At 64.4% G+C, this 15,262-nt stretch carries 20 protein-coding genes; 4 read left to right on the top strand and 16 right to left on the bottom strand.

What is annotated here, in order from left to right; genetic code table 11:
- Nucleotides 1–340: 340 nt before the first annotated feature.
- From OKA11_RS19510 to OKA11_RS19485, 6 genes are all read right to left on the bottom strand, one after another.
- Entirely contained in the window at nucleotides 341–1,159 is an 819-nt protein-coding gene (locus tag OKA11_RS19510; RefSeq protein ID WP_267223422.1) for a DNA adenine methylase, read from the bottom strand.
- 180 nt (nucleotides 1,160–1,339) lie between these two features.
- Nucleotides 1,340–3,559: a hypothetical protein gene (locus OKA11_RS19505; RefSeq protein ID WP_267223420.1), complete on the bottom strand. Its 2,220-nt coding sequence runs from the start codon at nucleotides 3,557–3,559 to the stop codon at nucleotides 1,340–1,342.
- Between the two features lies 1 nt (nucleotide 3,560).
- The gene (locus OKA11_RS19500) at nucleotides 3,561–4,022 is read right to left on the bottom strand and encodes a hypothetical protein (protein ID WP_267223417.1); all 462 of its coding nucleotides are present in this window, start codon (nucleotides 4,020–4,022) and stop codon (nucleotides 3,561–3,563) included.
- Between the two features lie 4 nt (nucleotides 4,023–4,026).
- Nucleotides 4,027–5,058: a gp53-like domain-containing protein gene (locus tag OKA11_RS19495; protein WP_267223416.1), complete on the bottom strand. Its 1,032-nt coding sequence runs from the start codon at nucleotides 5,056–5,058 to the stop codon at nucleotides 4,027–4,029.
- Complete coding sequence (locus OKA11_RS19490; RefSeq protein WP_267223414.1) at nucleotides 5,058–5,699, bottom strand: phage tail protein I; 642 nt, start codon at nucleotides 5,697–5,699, stop codon at nucleotides 5,058–5,060. The genes OKA11_RS19495 and OKA11_RS19490 overlap by 1 nt, the downstream gene beginning before the upstream one ends.
- On the bottom strand, nucleotides 5,696–6,601 hold the full coding sequence (locus OKA11_RS19485) for a baseplate assembly protein (RefSeq protein WP_267223412.1): 906 nt from the start codon (nucleotides 6,599–6,601) through the stop codon (nucleotides 5,696–5,698). The genes OKA11_RS19490 and OKA11_RS19485 overlap by 4 nt, the downstream gene beginning before the upstream one ends.
- A gap of 217 nt (nucleotides 6,602–6,818) precedes the next feature.
- On the opposite strand from OKA11_RS19485, the gene OKA11_RS19480 reads away from it, so the two are divergent.
- From OKA11_RS19480 to OKA11_RS19465, 4 genes are all read left to right on the top strand, one after another.
- Nucleotides 6,819–7,022, top strand: a complete 204-nt coding sequence (locus OKA11_RS19480) for a hypothetical protein (protein WP_267223410.1) — start codon at nucleotides 6,819–6,821, stop codon at nucleotides 7,020–7,022.
- A 1,277-nt stretch (nucleotides 7,023–8,299) separates the two neighbouring features.
- A complete protein-coding gene (locus OKA11_RS19475) occupies nucleotides 8,300–8,542 on the top strand; it encodes a hypothetical protein (protein ID WP_142638337.1) in 243 nt (80 codons plus the stop codon).
- 164 nt (nucleotides 8,543–8,706) lie between these two features.
- Nucleotides 8,707–9,009 carry a hypothetical protein gene (locus OKA11_RS19470; RefSeq protein ID WP_267223407.1) on the top strand — a complete coding sequence of 101 codons (303 nt, stop codon included), beginning with the start codon at nucleotides 8,707–8,709 and terminating at the stop codon, nucleotides 9,007–9,009.
- Nucleotides 9,010–9,289: 280 nt separating this feature from the next.
- Nucleotides 9,290–10,372: an IS630 family transposase gene (locus OKA11_RS19465; protein WP_142632508.1), complete on the top strand. Its 1,083-nt coding sequence runs from the start codon at nucleotides 9,290–9,292 to the stop codon at nucleotides 10,370–10,372.
- 399 nt (nucleotides 10,373–10,771) lie between these two features.
- Here OKA11_RS19465 and OKA11_RS19460 read toward each other — a convergent pair whose 3' ends face one another.
- From OKA11_RS19460 to gpM, 10 genes are all read right to left on the bottom strand, one after another.
- Complete coding sequence (locus tag OKA11_RS19460) at nucleotides 10,772–11,440, bottom strand: phage virion morphogenesis protein (protein WP_267223405.1); 669 nt, start codon at nucleotides 11,438–11,440, stop codon at nucleotides 10,772–10,774.
- The gene (locus tag OKA11_RS19455) at nucleotides 11,440–11,922 is read right to left on the bottom strand and encodes a phage tail protein (RefSeq protein ID WP_267223402.1); all 483 of its coding nucleotides are present in this window, start codon (nucleotides 11,920–11,922) and stop codon (nucleotides 11,440–11,442) included. The genes OKA11_RS19460 and OKA11_RS19455 overlap by 1 nt, the downstream gene beginning before the upstream one ends.
- The gene (locus OKA11_RS19450) at nucleotides 11,906–12,037 is read right to left on the bottom strand and encodes a hypothetical protein (protein WP_267223399.1); all 132 of its coding nucleotides are present in this window, start codon (nucleotides 12,035–12,037) and stop codon (nucleotides 11,906–11,908) included. Before OKA11_RS19450 ends, OKA11_RS19455 begins: the two co-directional genes overlap by 17 nt.
- Before the next feature lie 10 nt (nucleotides 12,038–12,047).
- Nucleotides 12,048–12,446, bottom strand: a complete 399-nt coding sequence (locus OKA11_RS19445; RefSeq protein ID WP_267223397.1) for a hypothetical protein — start codon at nucleotides 12,444–12,446, stop codon at nucleotides 12,048–12,050.
- On the bottom strand, nucleotides 12,443–13,042 hold the full coding sequence (locus OKA11_RS19440) for a lysozyme family protein (RefSeq protein WP_267223394.1): 600 nt from the start codon (nucleotides 13,040–13,042) through the stop codon (nucleotides 12,443–12,445). The genes OKA11_RS19445 and OKA11_RS19440 overlap by 4 nt, the downstream gene beginning before the upstream one ends.
- A gap of 5 nt (nucleotides 13,043–13,047) precedes the next feature.
- Complete coding sequence (locus OKA11_RS19435; protein WP_207077930.1) at nucleotides 13,048–13,383, bottom strand: hypothetical protein; 336 nt, start codon at nucleotides 13,381–13,383, stop codon at nucleotides 13,048–13,050.
- On the bottom strand, nucleotides 13,384–13,611 hold the full coding sequence (locus OKA11_RS19430; RefSeq protein WP_142633710.1) for a tail protein X: 228 nt from the start codon (nucleotides 13,609–13,611) through the stop codon (nucleotides 13,384–13,386).
- Nucleotides 13,611–14,093 carry a head completion/stabilization protein gene (locus OKA11_RS19425; protein WP_267223389.1) on the bottom strand — a complete coding sequence of 161 codons (483 nt, stop codon included), beginning with the start codon at nucleotides 14,091–14,093 and terminating at the stop codon, nucleotides 13,611–13,613. The genes OKA11_RS19430 and OKA11_RS19425 overlap by 1 nt, the downstream gene beginning before the upstream one ends.
- Complete coding sequence (locus OKA11_RS19420; protein WP_267223388.1) at nucleotides 14,090–14,380, bottom strand: hypothetical protein; 291 nt, start codon at nucleotides 14,378–14,380, stop codon at nucleotides 14,090–14,092. Before OKA11_RS19420 ends, OKA11_RS19425 begins: the two co-directional genes overlap by 4 nt.
- Nucleotides 14,381–14,501: 121 nt before the next feature.
- A complete protein-coding gene (gene gpM, locus OKA11_RS19415) occupies nucleotides 14,502–15,149 on the bottom strand; it encodes a phage terminase small subunit (RefSeq protein ID WP_267223385.1) in 648 nt (215 codons plus the stop codon).
- Nucleotides 15,150–15,262: the final 113 nt, after the last annotated feature.

The following is a 15,262-nucleotide window of genomic DNA, read 5'->3' as shown; positions in this document are numbered from 1 at the left end:
AAACCACAAACATGATTGCTACGGCCTTGGCTGCATCGAGCCAAAGCAGGCGCTGCGCTCCCTTCATTGCTGTCAATTGTCGCACCTTCGTTGCCTATTTTGAAAATTTAATATCTAATTGACCTGATTGTTGCAATAATTTGATTTATTGAGGCAATCCTGCTGTGGATTACTCGATTGTCACCATACCGCAGGACGTAGTGTGGCGGTGCTGCGCGCCGCTGACCACGTGAGGGGGCGCCGATTGCGTCATACGCCGAGGTGCGCGTGGCGCCGCTTTTGCCATGAAAAAAGGGAAGGGCAATTGACCCTTCCCTTTCTGAACCTTTTGGATTGAGCCTTATCCGTCGTTCGCCGCCAGCGGGAAGTTGCTGATCAGTACCTCCCGCCCCGGCCGGGACTTTGCCCCGATCTGGTAGGTCGTGTCGATCGGCATGATGATGAACCGGCCGAATGTCTCGCGCACGCCCTCGTTGTCGTTGAGCGACATGAGGAACTTGCCCTTTATGCCGGCCAGCTGGTCGGCGAGCGCGGCGAAGTCGGCGCGGGTGAAGACGTCGGGGCCATAGTCCTTCTCGCAGGCCCAATAGGGCGGATCGAGGTAGAACAGGGCGCCGTCCCGGTCATAGCGGCGGATGAAGTCCGCATAGGGCAGGCGCTCGATCGTGACCGACTGCAGGCGATCATGGATATCGGCCAGCATGGGTTCGATCTTGCCGACGTCGAAGCGCGCCGGGTTGGATGCGTCCACGCCGAATGCACGGCCGGATACCTTGCCGCCGAATGCCAGGCGCTGCACGTAGAGGAAGCGCACGGCGCGTTGCAGGTCGGTCAGGCGATCGGGATCCTGCCCCAGCAGCCGCTCGAACTCGGCCCGGCTTGAAACGCGGAAGCGCAGCATGTCGACTAGGTAGGGGTAGTGCTCGGCAAGGCAGCGGAACAGGCCCACCACATCGCCCGAGATATCGTTGATCGCCTCTGCCTTGGGCCGCCGCGTGCGGCGCAGGAAGATGCCGCCCATGCCCACGAAAGGCTCGGCATAGCTGCTGTGCGGGGTGCGATCGATGATGGCGCAGATGCGCTTGGAAAGGTTGCGTTTTCCGCCGATGTAACCGGCCGGGGGAGAAACGGGGCGAGTGAGAACAAAAGGGGTAGACATGATGGTTTTCCTGCACGATGTCCCTTCCGCGCCTGAGACGCGGAAGGGTATTCGAAGGGACAGGCGTGCTGCCCTGAGAGTGCGAGTGCAGGCTCGCTGGTTTCGAGATGCGGGAACATCCGAGGCCCCCTTCCGTAGAGGGCAAAGGCGGCGCCGGGAAGGTGCCGCAATTCTTTTCCGTCAGCCCACTCCCACGATCTGGATGCGCGCATTGAGCGCGCCGATGGGGGTGAAGGTGATCGTCACCTTGCCCGTGTCACTATCGTAAGTGATGGCCTGCTGCGCGACGTTGGCCGCGTTGAGCGCGTTGAGCGCGCCGCTCACGACGGTGAGGCGGTAGTACGCGTTGCCGATCGCCACATAGTCGATACCGGCCGTGCCGGTGGGCACCGAGTATGTGAGGTCGCCCGAGAGCGTGATGTCCGCCCGCTTGGAATAGTCCGATTGCCGGGTGGCCATCCACGTGCAGCGAATGACGCGGCTCGGTTTGAAGATGATGGCGAGCGTCTCGTCTGCCGCGATCACGGTGGATTCGCTGGCCGAGACGCCCACCGGCCCTTCGGCATAGGCGCCGCCTTCAAGGTCGATCTGATAGGTCTTGCCGGACAGGACGAGCGTCGGCGGCTCGGCCGCCTTCGCACCGTCGAGCAGGTTGCCTCGGATGCGGCGCTGGGCGGCGGTCAGCTTGGTGTAGTTGAACGGCGCGGTGATCGCGGCGCCGCGCTTCCACATGTGGACGCCTTCGACCTCGGCAATATCGAGGTTCGGCGCGGCATCGTTGAACAGGAAGACGTTCTTCGCCTCCGGCGCATCGGCGCAGACGCCCTCGATCGTGAGGTCGCGCACCCTGAGGTAACCCGCCAGCGAGCCCACGGTGGTCATGAACTGGCCGCCGATGTTGGCGAAGCGGCCGCCCCGGATCTGGATGTTCTTGCCGCCCAGCGCAAAGGCACGCGGGTGATAGCTGGAACTGACACGAAGGTCCTTCATGTCGAGGTTCAGCGCATCGAGCCCGATGGCGTAATCGTCGAACGTCACGCCCGCGCGGATGCCCGCGCCGCAACCGCGGATCTTCGGCGCCATCAGCACGATGTCCTCGACCGTGTTGGTCAGCACTTCGCCGCTGGGGGTGGTGAGCGAGCCCGCGCGGCCGTTGCAGTGGATCGCGCCCTGGGAGATGCCCGCGCGCGACACCGCGTTCTTGATGGTGCCGCCGACCACGCCGCAATTGCGCACGCCAAAGGTGCCGTAGGAGCTTTCGGACGAGAAGTAGATGCCCGCGCATTCGGTCTCGTCGATGTCCGGCTGCATGAACCAGACGTCGCGGCCGCCCACCACGGTCATGCCGCGCATCTTGCCCTGGCGAATGCGGGCGCCGTAGACGCGGATATTCTCGCACAGTTCGCTGCCGCCATAAGTGACGACCGCGAAGCCATCGTCACCGGGGCGGATCGCGGTGTGGCCGTAGACCGATCCGTCACGCGTGCCGTTGGTGCAGTGGAAGGCGTCCGCGCGCGTATCCATCACCAGCGTGCCGCGCGATTCGAAGCGCTGCACGTTGTCTAGCAGGATCCCGGCATTCCCGCCGCTGTCGATGATGATGTTTTCCAGCAGCAGGTCGGTGGCGTCGCGGGCAAGCACGCCGATGGCGTCATAGGCCGAGGTGCGCGCGGTGACGCCCAGCGACGACTTGCGCAGGTTGCGCAGGATCGGCCGCGCCCCGGTCAGCTGGATGCGGGAACGGGTCGGATCGAGTGCCTGGAAGTTGCAGCCCTGACCGTCGAACTCGACCCCGTCGAGCGCCAGCATGTCGCCGTGCTTGTAGATCGCATGCGGCTCGGCCACGAGGTTCAGCATGTCCTCGCTGGCGATCGTCAGCGCATTCATCAGCGCGGTCTGCTGGTCGGCCGTGCTGGCGTAGTTCACGCCCATTTGCTTCAGGGTGTAGCGCTTGCGCGGGATGGCATCCTGCACGCTGCTGCCATCGGGGAGACCGATCAGCGCGGCGCCCTTCACCGGATCGGCCGAGCGCAGGGCGGCGGCGGTGTTCTCCGAATAGAGCAGGTCCGATCCGCCGGCGGTGCGCTGGCGCACTTCGGCGGTGCCCGCAGCGCTCAGCACCAGCTTGAAGAAAGTGCCCGCCGCCACGGCGGCCTCGGCCGTCGCCAGGGCAACGTCCACGAAGATGTTCTCGGGCTTCACCAGGTCGGTGATCTGGTCCCGGGCCATGTTGGCGGCAAGCGATGCCGCCTCGGCTGCATCGACAAACGGCTGCGCGGCCGGGGCGACAACGTCGGCCACCGCAGCCGCGCGCGTCTTCCCGCCCTTGACGACGGGGACCAGTTCGGCGCCGGTGACATCCTGCGGGAGGATACGGGAAAGAGCAGAGATGCGGGCCATGTCAGGCGGGCTCCTGTTCGGCCGTGGCGGTGGGCCAGAGCGGATTGTCGGTGACGGGCCAGTCGGCCAGCGCCTCGGCATCGGCGGCGGCAAGTTCCGCCTCGATCGCATTCGAGGCGGCGCGCACGGCGTCGATGGCCGTGAAGCGCGCCTCGGCGTCGGTGCAGGGCGCGCGCAGGTCATTCACCTGCCGCCAGACCGGGGCGATGGCGAGGATGCGCCGCTCGGCCTCTGCCTTGGTGCGCCGGACCAGCGCGGCGCGCAGCGCCTCCACCTCGTCCAGCGGGTGCAGTGCTTCGGGCAGGCCGGTTTGCGCCGAGACAACGATCTGCGCGCCGGTGGCCTGTGCGTCCATCAGCCGGGCGCGCAGGTCGTTGGTGATCTCCACCGCGTCATCGGGGACGGTGCTGTGCAGGTCGGTGTCGTAGAAGCCGCCGGTGGACGGCGCGTAGCAAAGCGTCATGGCGTCAGTATCCAAGGGCGATGTAGCAAGTGACGTCCGCTTCATCGTCGGCCGAGAAGACCGAGAATCCTGCGGTGGTGATGGTGGAGGCGATGACGGCGGGGGTGTTGTCCTTCGAATCAGCCCCGCCGTTGACGACGCCGCTCACCACGACGGACGCGCAGTCGTTCTGGAAGGCCAGAGGGAAGGCGACGGAGGACGAGGCATTGGCAGAGGCCGTGAAGCGCCCCCAGGCGATCTGCAGCTTGAAGAAGCGGATATAGCCGGTTCGTGCCAGCAGCATCGAGATCGGCCCAAGCCGGCGCGGAGTGACCACGCTCGATGCGCTGGTGCCTGCCGTGATCTCGGCATCGCTGGCCTCGGTCACGGTGATCACGCGGTCTGCCGCAAGCGATCCGCCGCCGGTGGCAAGGCCGCCGCCGGTGATCGAGCGCGCCGCGAATGCCGCGATGGAGTTTGTCATCGCGGTGAGGGTGGCGGTCACGCTGGTGGTCAGCGTGCTCATGGTGTTGGCCAGCAGCGTCTTGAGGCGGGCCGGGGTGACGAAGCGCTGGGTGTCGGTGCCCGCATCGACTTCGGCCTGGGTGGCGATCTCGGCCACGCCGCGCGTCGTCTCGGTTGCGGGCGGGTAGACGAACAGGGCGTTGCCGAAGGCGATGTTGGCGGCAAAGTCCGCGCTGAAACCGATGTCGAAGGCGATCAGCGCGAAGGCGAGGCCCGCCTTGCTCAGCACGGTATCCTCCGCGCTGTAGGTGCCGAACAGCGTGCCATCGTCAAGGAAGAGGCCAAAGCCGGTGGCGTTCCACACGTCGCTCGAGGTGTCGTAGGCGGTGAGGTGCGCGACGTTGGGCGAGGCGGCGGTGCCCGACTGGATGTCGAGCCGCTTGAACTCTCCCGGCAGCGCGGTGAGCGTGGGCGCGGCGACGAAGGGCGTATTGCTCAGGCCGAGGTCCGCAATCACCGTCAGATCCGAACCCGAAGCGCCCTGCACGGCGGCAAGGCCCGCGTCGGTCAGCTGGAGAACAAGCACGCTCATCAGTTGGTCTCCAGAAAGTCTTGCGTGTCGCCGTCGAAGATCGGCTCGCCGTCCTCGGTCTGGAGCAGGCTTGCCCAGTCGCGGGTCGTGTCGCGCTCGGCCGCGTAGTCGGCGCGGGTGAAGCTGCCGCCCATGCCGCCGGCAGCAAGGTACAGACCGGCCTTGAGGTCGAGGCTCTGCACGAAATCGAAATGGGCGCGGGCAGGCTTGGCCACGGCCACGTCGCGGATGATCGCGTCGGCCGTTTCACTGGTCAGGAAGCTGGCCGGGATTTCGGAGGCGGGCGCGCGCACCTCGAAGGTATGGGGCGCCCGGCGCGGGCTTGCCTCATGCCATTCGACCAGGCGCAGCGAGGGGTGATAGCGGGCCAGCACTTCCTCCACCGCGCGGCGGGTGCCCTTGCGCCGGTGATAGGGGATCGCGTCGGCAACCTCGGCGCGCTTTTGCGCGGTGGTCCATTCCGATTTCCAGTGGCTGATCGCCAACGCCCAGGCGAGCCATGGCAGGTGCGTTTCCGGGCAATCGGCGGCCGACCAGACCGAGCGCACCGGCGCGGGCAGATCGGTCAGGCGCGCGGCGACCTGCTCGAGAGCCTTCTCCAGCGGGGTGGAGGCAGGGGGCAGGACGGAGGCGTAGGTCATTCGCCCGTGCCCGCCAGCCTGGCGGTGACGCCGGTGCAGTAGGGCGCCTGCAGGCGCGTGATCGCGATATCGGCAGCGGGCTCGCGCAGGATGACGTTCTGTGCGCCTTCCACGTGCGCGGCGCGAAACAGGGCGGACCGGGTGATGTCGCGGCCGAGGCGGTGGCTTTCCGCGACGTAGGCTTCGACCGAGGCAAGCGAGGCCGCAAGCACAACTGCGGCATCCGGGCCGCTGTAGGTGGCAAGGTCATAGTCGACGGCATAGGGCACGATGTCCGCCGACTGGACGGTGACAAGGTCCGTCAGCGGGCGGCGGGTATCGGCCGAGACATAGGCGCTCACCGCGTCGACCAGCGCCTGCGAGGCCGCGCCATCGGCCGTGCGCGCCATGATCGTGACGATCACGTGGCCGGGATCGAAGCTGATCGCCGTGGCGTCCAGCACGTTGGAATCGGCCGACAGCGCGTGGAACACGTAGGCGCCTTCGGGGCCGGCAACGGAGTAGCCCTCGGGCGCCAGGACCATGCGGCGGCGGAATTCCGTATCGCTTTCCATGATCGCTGCGGTGCCGTTCGCCGTATCGGCGGGCGTGATCGTCTTGCGGGCGATGCCGAACAGGGCGGCGATGTTGTCCAGATCCGCGCCCACCGCATAGGCGGGCATCACCGCGCGCACGGCATCGTTGATCCGCTGGCGCAGCAGCTGGGCGAAATAGGTGAAGACCTGAAGGAGCTTGGTGGCCGGATCGCTGTTGCGGCCGGTGAAGGTCAGGCCGCTTTCCGCCATGGCGGCTTTCATCTGCGCGATGCAGTCAGCAAGGATCGTCGCGAAATCGAGATCCTCGACGATATCGGGCACGGGCATGCGCGAGAGATCGACAGCGGTGAAGGAGGTATCGGCCATGCCCCGCATGTCGCGGCAGGCTAGGGGCTTGCGCTATCCCCCGGCATTGGGATGGGCGGCCAGCCAAATGCTTCGATATGCAGTGGCTTCAAGGGGCCGGTAGGCGACTGTCGGCTTCGGGGCGAAGGCTGGCAACTCTCGGCCGTTCCATGGGCGTTGCACCCTACACGTTCCGGCGAATATTGCGTGAATCTGTAGATCGCTCTACTGGATGCAGATGCCAAAAATCGAAGTATTTGAGAAGGATGAAGACACCCCCATTTTTGAGGGTGAGTTCACGTTCATGCCCCGAATTGGGGAATACATATCGAAGGATATAGGCGGATATTTCGGCTACTACCATGTAGTCGAAATCTGGCACCGCGAAGAAGGCGATTCCGGCATATACCAAGCCTGCATTCAAGTGGAGCTTCGCGATTAGCGATTGCCCTGTGCCGAGCGCCCCGAATGGGCGCGCGATCGACTGCGCAAGTTCATTGTGGACTCAAGCATGTCGGTTTACTGATCAGTGATGTCTTCCAACAAGTCACTCCTACTAAATCTGCTCCTTCAGACTGGGCTTGTCGTCACTAACATCGCCCTTTGGACCTTGCTGTTTGGATGGTTCCCGAACATCTCGCGATTCACAGCGTCGCTTATCCTTCTCGCGGCATCGACAGTTTTTTACACTGTCTTCTTGCAACGCCGGTCATGCGGCCATGGAAGAATAACGGACGGCGGGCAGCGCATGTGGTGGCCCCACGTTGTCACCTGTTGCCCTGATTGTGGGGATGAAGTTTAATCTAGCCGGGACTAACCTGCAGTATCAGCTTGCCCCCCTCTCCACCTGAGTCCCAAGCTGATCGGCGAGGGAAACGGACGGTCGGCTGCTTGACGCTTAAAATCATGCGATAAACGACCAACAAGGGCGCAATGCGGTCTGACGGCACACGCCCCCTTTCGGTCGCTCGTCCGGTCTGGCATGCATACTTTATGAGCAGAACATATCGTTGGGGCACGTGGGCAGTTGTGTCAGCTAGCGCGCTCGCGCTCGGTGGATGTGCCGAGGGATGGAAGGCGAGTGAGGCCGAGAGTCGTGACTGGCTGCCCGGAGCGCTTCCTCATCTGAACCGCGTTATTTCGCTACTTCGGACATGTCAGCCAACGCGACCAAGCGGCTACAACAATATCTGGGTTGATGGATCAAACGACGACGAATTGCCTCACTGCGCCTTCGGTGACGACAGCGGAATTGAGGAAATCAGGTCCCGACTAAAACAAGCTGGCGTCCTCGGCGTCGCTTACTGGCCGAGCGGCAGCCCCCGCAAGCGGGTGAACTGGGCAGAATTCATCTTATTCCGTGAAGGGATGGTGACCTCGGGATCGAGCACTTCCGTGACCTACAAAGTGCAGCCAGAGCCTTGCGTCGGCACAACTGAGGGTGACGATAGCTTTCGCGTAACGTCTCGTTCTATCACTCCCGCGCCGTGTCGTTGGTTCTGGACTCGATCCGAAGGTTAGCGGAAGGACCGCCAACCACCCCTCCCAGCTGCTGACGAACCCGCCCGGCAGGGGAAACCGGACCGACCGCTGCTCGGCCCGTCAAATTGGCCAACGAACGACCAACTAGGGCGCTAGGCAGTCGCCGAATCGGAGCCTTTGCGGAAGTCGAGATACCAACGTAGGCTCTTCGGCCAAGCTAATTGAAAGAGCCTCGGAATGCGATTGCCCATTCGAAATTACCTGGCGACCCCACTTACGATTTTCATCGAGCCAATTTGCGATCAATACGAGGTCCCTCCGGGTGGCGAAGCTGCAGTAATTCTCGATGATGGGCATCCTCATTCAATTGATGTGCATCCCGACAACTGGGTTTCGATCTGGAACGAGGGCGATAGCTTGGCTCAAGTCGAAATTTTTGACCGGCACCAGTTCGGCACACCATCTCGCCCAATTTCGTAGTTTTCCGGCATGACCGGTTTCGGGAGCGCGCCTTCGAACACTGAGCGACCAACTTGGGCGCATGGCAGAATTTCAGCACACGCCCCCTTGCGGACTTTTGCACGGGCTGACACGTTCAGCGGCGCATGGATGAAAACTGGATCTCGACTATAGTGTGGACTGTCGTGAGCACGCTGGGTGGAGCGATCGTCGCAATCATACTCAACAGGCACGCGGCGGGGCGAAGCCGCTCGCTGCGTACTGTGATCGCAACGGCTTCGGCCTTGCTGCCAACCCTGGTGGTGACGGCTGTAGTCCTTCTTTCGTCCGGAGATCCTCTATCTTTGATCTTGTCGATGTCGCCAGATGAGTTCCTGTTTCCATTCGCCTTCCAGCTTGTGATTAGCTTGGCGATTGCGCTGCCTGTGTCATGGCTGATCAGTAAGCACGAACCTGATCAGATGCATGGAACCGGAGTGTTCGAATAGAACTGCGCATGCCCCCTTTCCACCCATCCCGGCTAATGGCCGCTCAGGTCGACAAGCCTAACCGGACAGACGGCTTCCTGGCGCCCCAGATCGGCCCTTGAGCGACCGACAAGGGCGCGTAGCAGAATTTCGGCAGACGCCCCATTGCAGGCCTAAGCATCCCGCCAGTAGCGGACGCTCCACTCGGGCAGCTCAGAAGCGACGGCACTAGTGGATTGACCGGAACGAAAGAGTCCAGTTGGGGATTCCCACTGGCTTGCTGGCGTGTCAGTCTCGGAGGATGCGTGATGGGATCAGCTTCATCGTTTCGGCCTCCGACCGTCAACGCCTGCACGACATCGTGTCGGCGCCCTTGAGTCCACAGAAACATGTCTGGCGCGCCCGTATCGTTCTTTTGAGCAGCGACGGCCTGGGCACCTCGGCGATTATGACGGCAACAGGAAAGTCGAAGACCTGCGTGTGGCGCTGGCAGGAGCGTTTCATGCACGAAGGCGTCGATGGCCTGCTCCGCGACAAGTCCCGTCCGCCCGGCAAGGCGCCGGTATTGCCCAAGCGCGTGGCCGAAATTGTCCGGCTTACGCAGGAACCGCCGCCGCATGAGGCAACCCACTGGACGGCGCGCGCGATGGCCAAAGCGGTCGGGCTTGCCGTTTCGACAGTGCAGTCGATCTGGAAGGCGCATGGGCTTGCTCCGCATCGCTGGCGCAGCTTCAAGCTGTCGAACGATCCGGCTTTCGCCGAAAAGCTCACCGAGATCGTCGGCCTCTATGTCGATCCCCCCGCCCATGCGGTGGTCCTGTCGATCGACGAGAAATCGCAGATACAGGCGCTCGACCGCACCCAGCCCGGTCTGCCGATGAAGAAGGGCCGCGCCGGCACCCTGACCCATGACTACAAGCGCCACGGCACGACCACGCTGTTCGCTGCGCTCAACGTGCTCGACGGAACCGTGATAGGGCAGAACATGCAGCGCCACCGCCACCAGGAGTTCATCCGCTTCCTCAATCGGATCGAGCGTGAAGTACCCAAGGGCAAGGCGATCCACGTGATCCTCGACAACTATGCCGCACACAAGAAGGACAAGGTCCAGGAGTGGCTCGCCCGCCATCCGCGCTGGACTTTCCACTTCACGCCGACATCTTCCTCATGGCTCAATGCCGTCGAGGGCTTCTTCGCAAAGCTGACCAGGCGGCGCCTTAAGCACGGCGTCTTCCACTCCGTCGTCGACCTCCAGGCTGCCATCAACCGGTTCATCCGGGAGTACAACGCCGACAACCCCAAGCCCTTCATCTGGAAGGCCAATCCGGACGAAATCATCGCGGCTCGAAATCGAGGGTTCCAAACGTTGGAGTCAATCCACTAGCTAACAAGCGTCCTTGCTCTTCGAATGCTTGTTCGTCCGAAGCTGACGCAAATCCCGAGGCCCTCGGATCATCATGGTTCAAGGTTGCATCGTATGTGGCTGCCCAAGCCCACAATTCGGTAACTAGCTGCCGGCTGAGAGCTAGGTCTTCCGGCTTGATGTCCCCAACTCGCCCCGACTCGTCCCACCAGAGCGGTGCGCATTGGTAATCCGTCATGACCTTGATTTTCATCGCCGCATGATGATGAAGGGCAGACACGAAGGCAACTTCCGCTTCCCACCCATCTTCACCGCCGAGCGCTCAGGTTGGCGCGGGAAACCCGACCGGCAGGTTTCTGGAGCGTCAAATCGGCCCTTGAGCGACCGCCATGGGCGCTAAGTGGCCGTACGAGCCTACCCTCAGACCAGTGAAATCTGAGCGAGGAGGGTGTCTAGCAGTCGCTCACGATCTGCGGCCGTCGCCCCAAGCAATTGGCGCTGCGGATAAGCAACTGCCTTTGCGCGCAGCGATGGCTTGTCCCGCAAGCCGAACTGGTGAACCTCCGCGATCTGCGAGACTTTGCCGGTGAAGCCAACCCAGATGCCCTGATCATCAACGCCAGAGCGCAGGAATCGCGCGCTGGCGAGGCGGCGGAACATGGCCTTGCGGCGCAGGCTTCCCTGCCGGCGCAGGCTGCTGCCGGTGGTGTTGCGGTGTTCCTCGGGGACCGGGAGCCACTTCACGATCTTGTCGAATTCGAACGTGCGGATATCGCCGGCCTCGATATCGAAGCCGGTGAGCATGCGGCCGGTGCCCCATGTGAAGCTTTTCATGATCACCCGGCGCGGTTCGCCGCTGCCGTGGGCGGGATAGAGGAAGCACGCGGCGCCCCGGCTCTGGACTGGCGGTGCCTTCTGCTTACGCGCTTCGAACGCGGCGCCGGCGGGATCGCGCTGGGCGGCAATGCGCTTACGCTGACTGGCGGCCAGCTCGCGCGCCATGCGGTGCATCAGTGCGCGGCGCGGGCCGGGTTCAAGGCTGCGCAGGATGGCGCCGGCGATGCGCTCCAGTTCCCCCAGATCGTCCATCAGTCGGCGCCGCCCAGCATCAGGGGTTCATCGCCGGCAAATGCATCGCTGAAGGTCGCGGTGACGCCGGCAAAGGCATCGGTAAAATCGGGTTCGGGCAGCGTGGTGATATCGTAGCCGCTGCCGTCCGCGCGCAGGTTCACCAGCACGCTTTCGGTGAGGTCGATCGAGAATTCCACGTCGGCCGTGTCCGCATCGAGCAGTTGGGCTTCGAACCCGAAAGGCTGGCTGTCCGACTTGCGCAGCAGGGCTGGCTGTTCGCGCTGGATCCACGCCAGCAGGGGCACGATGATGTCGTTGGCATCGCCCGCGTAATCCATGAAGAGGGCCTTCACGGTGTAGCCATAGGCGAACGACAGCGTGGCAGAGCGGCGCGCGTTCACGGTGCCGCTCTCGATGTAGATCTGCAGCTTGTCCGGGTGGACCTTCAGGTAGGGGATATAGGCGGTGAGCCAGCGGCGCAGCCTATCGGCCTTCTGCATCGGTGCCTCCCATCGCGGTGCGGACTTGTGCCTGGAGTTCGATCAGCGCCGCGCGGATCTGGCCGGCGACGTCATAGAGCGCGGTCAGGCTATTATGGGCGTCGGCGCCGTCCATGGTTCCGGCGCTATTGCGCTGCACCCTGGGCAGCGGCGCCGGGGGCGCCAGCAGCGCTGGCGACACCCGTGCCGTTCGCGACGTCGGCTGCGCGGTCGAGCAGGCCGACGCCATCAGCATCAATGCAGACATTGCGATAGACCGGGCGTTCAACGACCTTCTGGCTTTCATGGTAGATTTCCCTGACACTGGCCTGCCGGGTGTATTCGGCGGCCTGGCTGCGTTCGGTGGAGGCGTCGATCTGGCCCTGCAGTCTGGCACGCACCGCTTCGGCGGCATCGTCCGCGCGCTTCCGGGCGGCCTGTTCCTGTGCGGCGCCGACGTGCGTGCCGTAGAAGAAACCGCCGATGCCGGCGGCGCACGAAGCGAGCGCGCCGGCAAGAGCGAGGTGGCCAAGACCGAGCGTCACGCCCAGCCTGCCTTGATCAGCGCCGACTGGATGCGATCGGCATAAGTGGCGATATCATCGGCCCGGTCGGTGCCGTTGATGATGCGGCGGGCCATGATGAATTCGGAATGGGTGCCGGTGGGGCTGACGTAGTCTGCCAGCTTGCGCCCGGTGAACGCCCCGGCCTCCATGCCCATGATCAGGATCCGCACCGAGATATCGGGTTCGAGCGCGCGATCGAAGTTCCTCAGCAGGGTGCCGCCGAGGCCAAGGGCCTTGTCCGCCCATTCGTAGTTGCGATCCCACGTCAGCTGGACGAGCCCGCGCCCGTACTGCGACTGGCCGTACTTGCCGGGGACGGCATAGGGTTTGCCTCTGCCGAGCCCCCATTCGCGCTGCGGCTTGAAGCGGGCTTCGTGCCAGGCGGTGGCAAGGGCATAGGCCATCCAGCTGGCCGGCCAGAGGGCACCGGCGACAAGGATGGCGTTGACGATGTTGACCTGGGCCTGCGTCAGCGAGCCGGTGACGCCGCGCAGCGCGGCGAAGAAGGCATCGGGCGAGGCAAGCGCGCGGCGGCGCGGCGCGCTTGCGGTCCGGGGGCTGGCTTTGGTGGCCATGGCGATCAGTCCTTTTTCGGGAGGAAGCGGTCTGCGAGGCGACCGGGGAGGCTGGTGAGCGCATCGATCACCGCCCTGGAGACGCGCGGGGTGGCGTCAAAGGCGAGCAGGGCGATGGCAAAGGCGATCGACTGGGCGACAAAGCCGTTCCAGTCCGTCACGGCGACGATCGCGAGCGTGGCGTAATAGCTGACCGTGGAGCCCACTGCCCACTGCAGGAAGCGCTGGCGCCAGGGCAGACCGGGCTTCCACGCCTGCGCGACGGCCGAGCCGATCAGCGAGGGGCTGAGCGAGCCGACAAATTCAGCCGTGGTTTCAAGGATGCTGCGAAAGTCCGACATTCAAAGGCTCCAGAGTTGGACGAGGGGCAGCACTTGCGCGGTGCCGGCATCGGCAGAGGCCGGGACGATCACGACGGTGCCGAGGGGGAGGATGGGGCCGAGATCAGCCAGGCCGGGGTTCGCGTCGAGAACGCGCGCCAGATCGGCAATGCCAAGCCCGGCATCGCGCCAGAGCAAGAGGTCCAGCTTGTCGCCGGCCTTCGCGGTAAGGCGCTGCTGCGCGGCCATCAGATCAGATCGACCGTGGTGCGCGGCTTGCCGAGGATGTCGCGCACGGCATGCATGGCATCGCGGCGCAGATCGCCGATCGAGGCGGTGAGATCCTCGCCCTGCGCGTTGCCGGCGGCCGTCGTGTCGAAGTCGCGGTGGCGTTCGACCAGTTCGGCCTTGGCGTAGAGGGCGACCGCACGCTGATAGCGGATCAGCTGCACGCTCTGGCCATCCAGCTGTTCGGCCGGGACACTGGCCAGCGTGGCATAGCCGCCTGCCTTGCGGGCGGCGGCATAGGCGGCAAGGTCGTTGCCCACGGTCATGGTCGCACCGAGGATCGCCGCGCGCAGCCGCGCCGGCGTGATGCTGGTCGGGATCCGGGCGTCTTCGCGCACGGCAGCCGGATCGACGTCAGGGAAGAAGCCGTCGTTGATGACGGCCGGTTCCGTCGCCGGCGGCTGCTCGATTTCGGCCGCGTCGGGGAGGGAAACGAAACTCATACGAGCCCGAACGCCACGCAGGTTGCCAAGGCAGTGATCACGGCGAAGCGGCCACAGGCGTAAGCCACGTAACCCCAGAGCGCGGCGCCGGCGATTTCGATCACGAGACACCAGATCAGCGGAGTTTTGCTATACGCGCGCCAAAGCGTGGCGGCGCCGCGATGCCGCAAGAGTTTCGCCAGAGACCAAGCGGCAACGGCGCGCAGTTTGGTTTTCTTCATCGACCGCCAGAAGCCGGCAAGGAAAGTGATGGCAGCGACCAGCAGGATGGTCTGGACGAGGTTCATAACGGGCTCCGGGATCCGGCCCGCCGGCTAACAGGGGTGGGGACCGGGGCAGATGGCGGCCCTGCGGCCCGAAGGCCTCCCGCATCGCGCGATCCGCCCCTGAGCGCCGGGGGCGAGCTTGTCAGGCGGCAGGGCCGCCGGGTTCATTGTTCGTTGTGGGCGGGAAGGCGGCGAGGTTCGCAGCGATCAGCTTATCGGCTCGCTTGATGCGGTCCTTCACGCCGGCGCGGTCATTCAACCGCAGAGCCTCCCGCAGCGTATTGCGGGCAATCGTGAGGTGCAGGCGGGCGTTCGGACCTGCCTCCATGCCTTCGGCTTCGCGCAGTTCCTCGATCCCCTGAGCCTTGAACAGCTTGGCGCGAATCTCGTCGTGCATGTCGCAATCGGCCGTCAGTTCGGCGACGCGCTCAAGAATTTCGAGGGGGAACGGCGTGTCGAGTTTGTGCGCCTTGTCCGCAGCGTTGGCGATATTTTCGGTAACGACGGCGGCTGCGTCGCGGTGATAGCGCGCGGGCATCGCGACCTTGTGGCGCAGGATGAAGGGGACCAGATCGAGCGCCTGGCTGAATTGGCCAGTGTCGATCAGCCAGACCATGCAGGTTGGCAGGACGGTGGCAGCAACCCCCGTGCCGACGCCGGCATCGGCTGCGACCAGCCCTTCAATCCATGCGGCATATTCCGGCAGCATTTCGCGCTTGGCCGCTATCTTGCGGTCAATCGAAGAAATAGCCTTCAGGCGGCGGATGTCGTGTGTGAGGCGTAGCGCCATTTCTTTGGCGGCGCGTTCGGCAGGCGATGCCGAATTCGCCCCCGCTGCCGAGGGAGGGGCAGCAGCGAGGGCGACGGCCACCCCGCGAACAGGCGCAGCCGCTGCGGTGACAG

Source organism: Novosphingobium clariflavum (assembly GCF_026420865.1).
Taxonomy (GTDB): domain Bacteria; phylum Pseudomonadota; class Alphaproteobacteria; order Sphingomonadales; family Sphingomonadaceae; genus Novosphingobium; species Novosphingobium clariflavum.
This window is presented reverse-complemented; position numbering and strand designations above follow the sequence as displayed.

Bases quoted from the DNA above. Each gene is read 5' to 3' on its own strand.
- OKA11_RS19465 (WP_142632508.1), top strand. From the start codon at position 9,290: ATGCGTGATGGGATCAGCTTCATCGTTTCGGCCTCCGACCGTCAACGC.
- OKA11_RS19430 (WP_142633710.1), bottom strand. From the start codon at position 13,611: ATGGCCGCGCAGCAGCGCCTTACCGCGAAGGCCGGCGACAAGCTGGAC.
- OKA11_RS19475 (WP_142638337.1), top strand. From the start codon at position 8,300: ATGCGATTGCCCATTCGAAATTACCTGGCGACCCCACTTACGATTTTC.
- OKA11_RS19500 (WP_267223417.1), bottom strand. From the start codon at position 4,022: ATGACGCTTTGCTACGCGCCGTCCACCGGCGGCTTCTACGACACCGAC.
- OKA11_RS19505 (WP_267223420.1), bottom strand. From the start codon at position 3,559: ATGGCCCGCATCTCTGCTCTTTCCCGTATCCTCCCGCAGGATGTCACC.
- OKA11_RS19480 (WP_267223410.1), top strand. From the start codon at position 6,819: ATGCCAAAAATCGAAGTATTTGAGAAGGATGAAGACACCCCCATTTTT.
- OKA11_RS19510 (WP_267223422.1), bottom strand. From the start codon at position 1,159: ATGTCTACCCCTTTTGTTCTCACTCGCCCCGTTTCTCCCCCGGCCGGT.
- OKA11_RS19440 (WP_267223394.1), bottom strand. From the start codon at position 13,042: ATGGCCACCAAAGCCAGCCCCCGGACCGCAAGCGCGCCGCGCCGCCGC.
- OKA11_RS19435 (WP_207077930.1), bottom strand. From the start codon at position 13,383: ATGTCGGACTTTCGCAGCATCCTTGAAACCACGGCTGAATTTGTCGGC.
- OKA11_RS19455 (WP_267223402.1), bottom strand. From the start codon at position 11,922: ATGCAGAAGGCCGATAGGCTGCGCCGCTGGCTCACCGCCTATATCCCC.
- OKA11_RS19485 (WP_267223412.1), bottom strand. From the start codon at position 6,601: ATGGCCGATACCTCCTTCACCGCTGTCGATCTCTCGCGCATGCCCGTG.
- OKA11_RS19420 (WP_267223388.1), bottom strand. From the start codon at position 14,380: ATGAACCTCGTCCAGACCATCCTGCTGGTCGCTGCCATCACTTTCCTT.
- OKA11_RS19490 (WP_267223414.1), bottom strand. From the start codon at position 5,699: ATGACCTACGCCTCCGTCCTGCCCCCTGCCTCCACCCCGCTGGAGAAG.
- OKA11_RS19450 (WP_267223399.1), bottom strand. From the start codon at position 12,037: ATGGACGGCGCCGACGCCCATAATAGCCTGACCGCGCTCTATGACGTC.
- gpM (WP_267223385.1), bottom strand. From the start codon at position 15,149: ATGGCGCTACGCCTCACACACGACATCCGCCGCCTGAAGGCTATTTCT.
- OKA11_RS19425 (WP_267223389.1), bottom strand. From the start codon at position 14,093: ATGAGTTTCGTTTCCCTCCCCGACGCGGCCGAAATCGAGCAGCCGCCG.
- OKA11_RS19460 (WP_267223405.1), bottom strand. From the start codon at position 11,440: ATGGACGATCTGGGGGAACTGGAGCGCATCGCCGGCGCCATCCTGCGC.
- OKA11_RS19495 (WP_267223416.1), bottom strand. From the start codon at position 5,058: ATGAGCGTGCTTGTTCTCCAGCTGACCGACGCGGGCCTTGCCGCCGTG.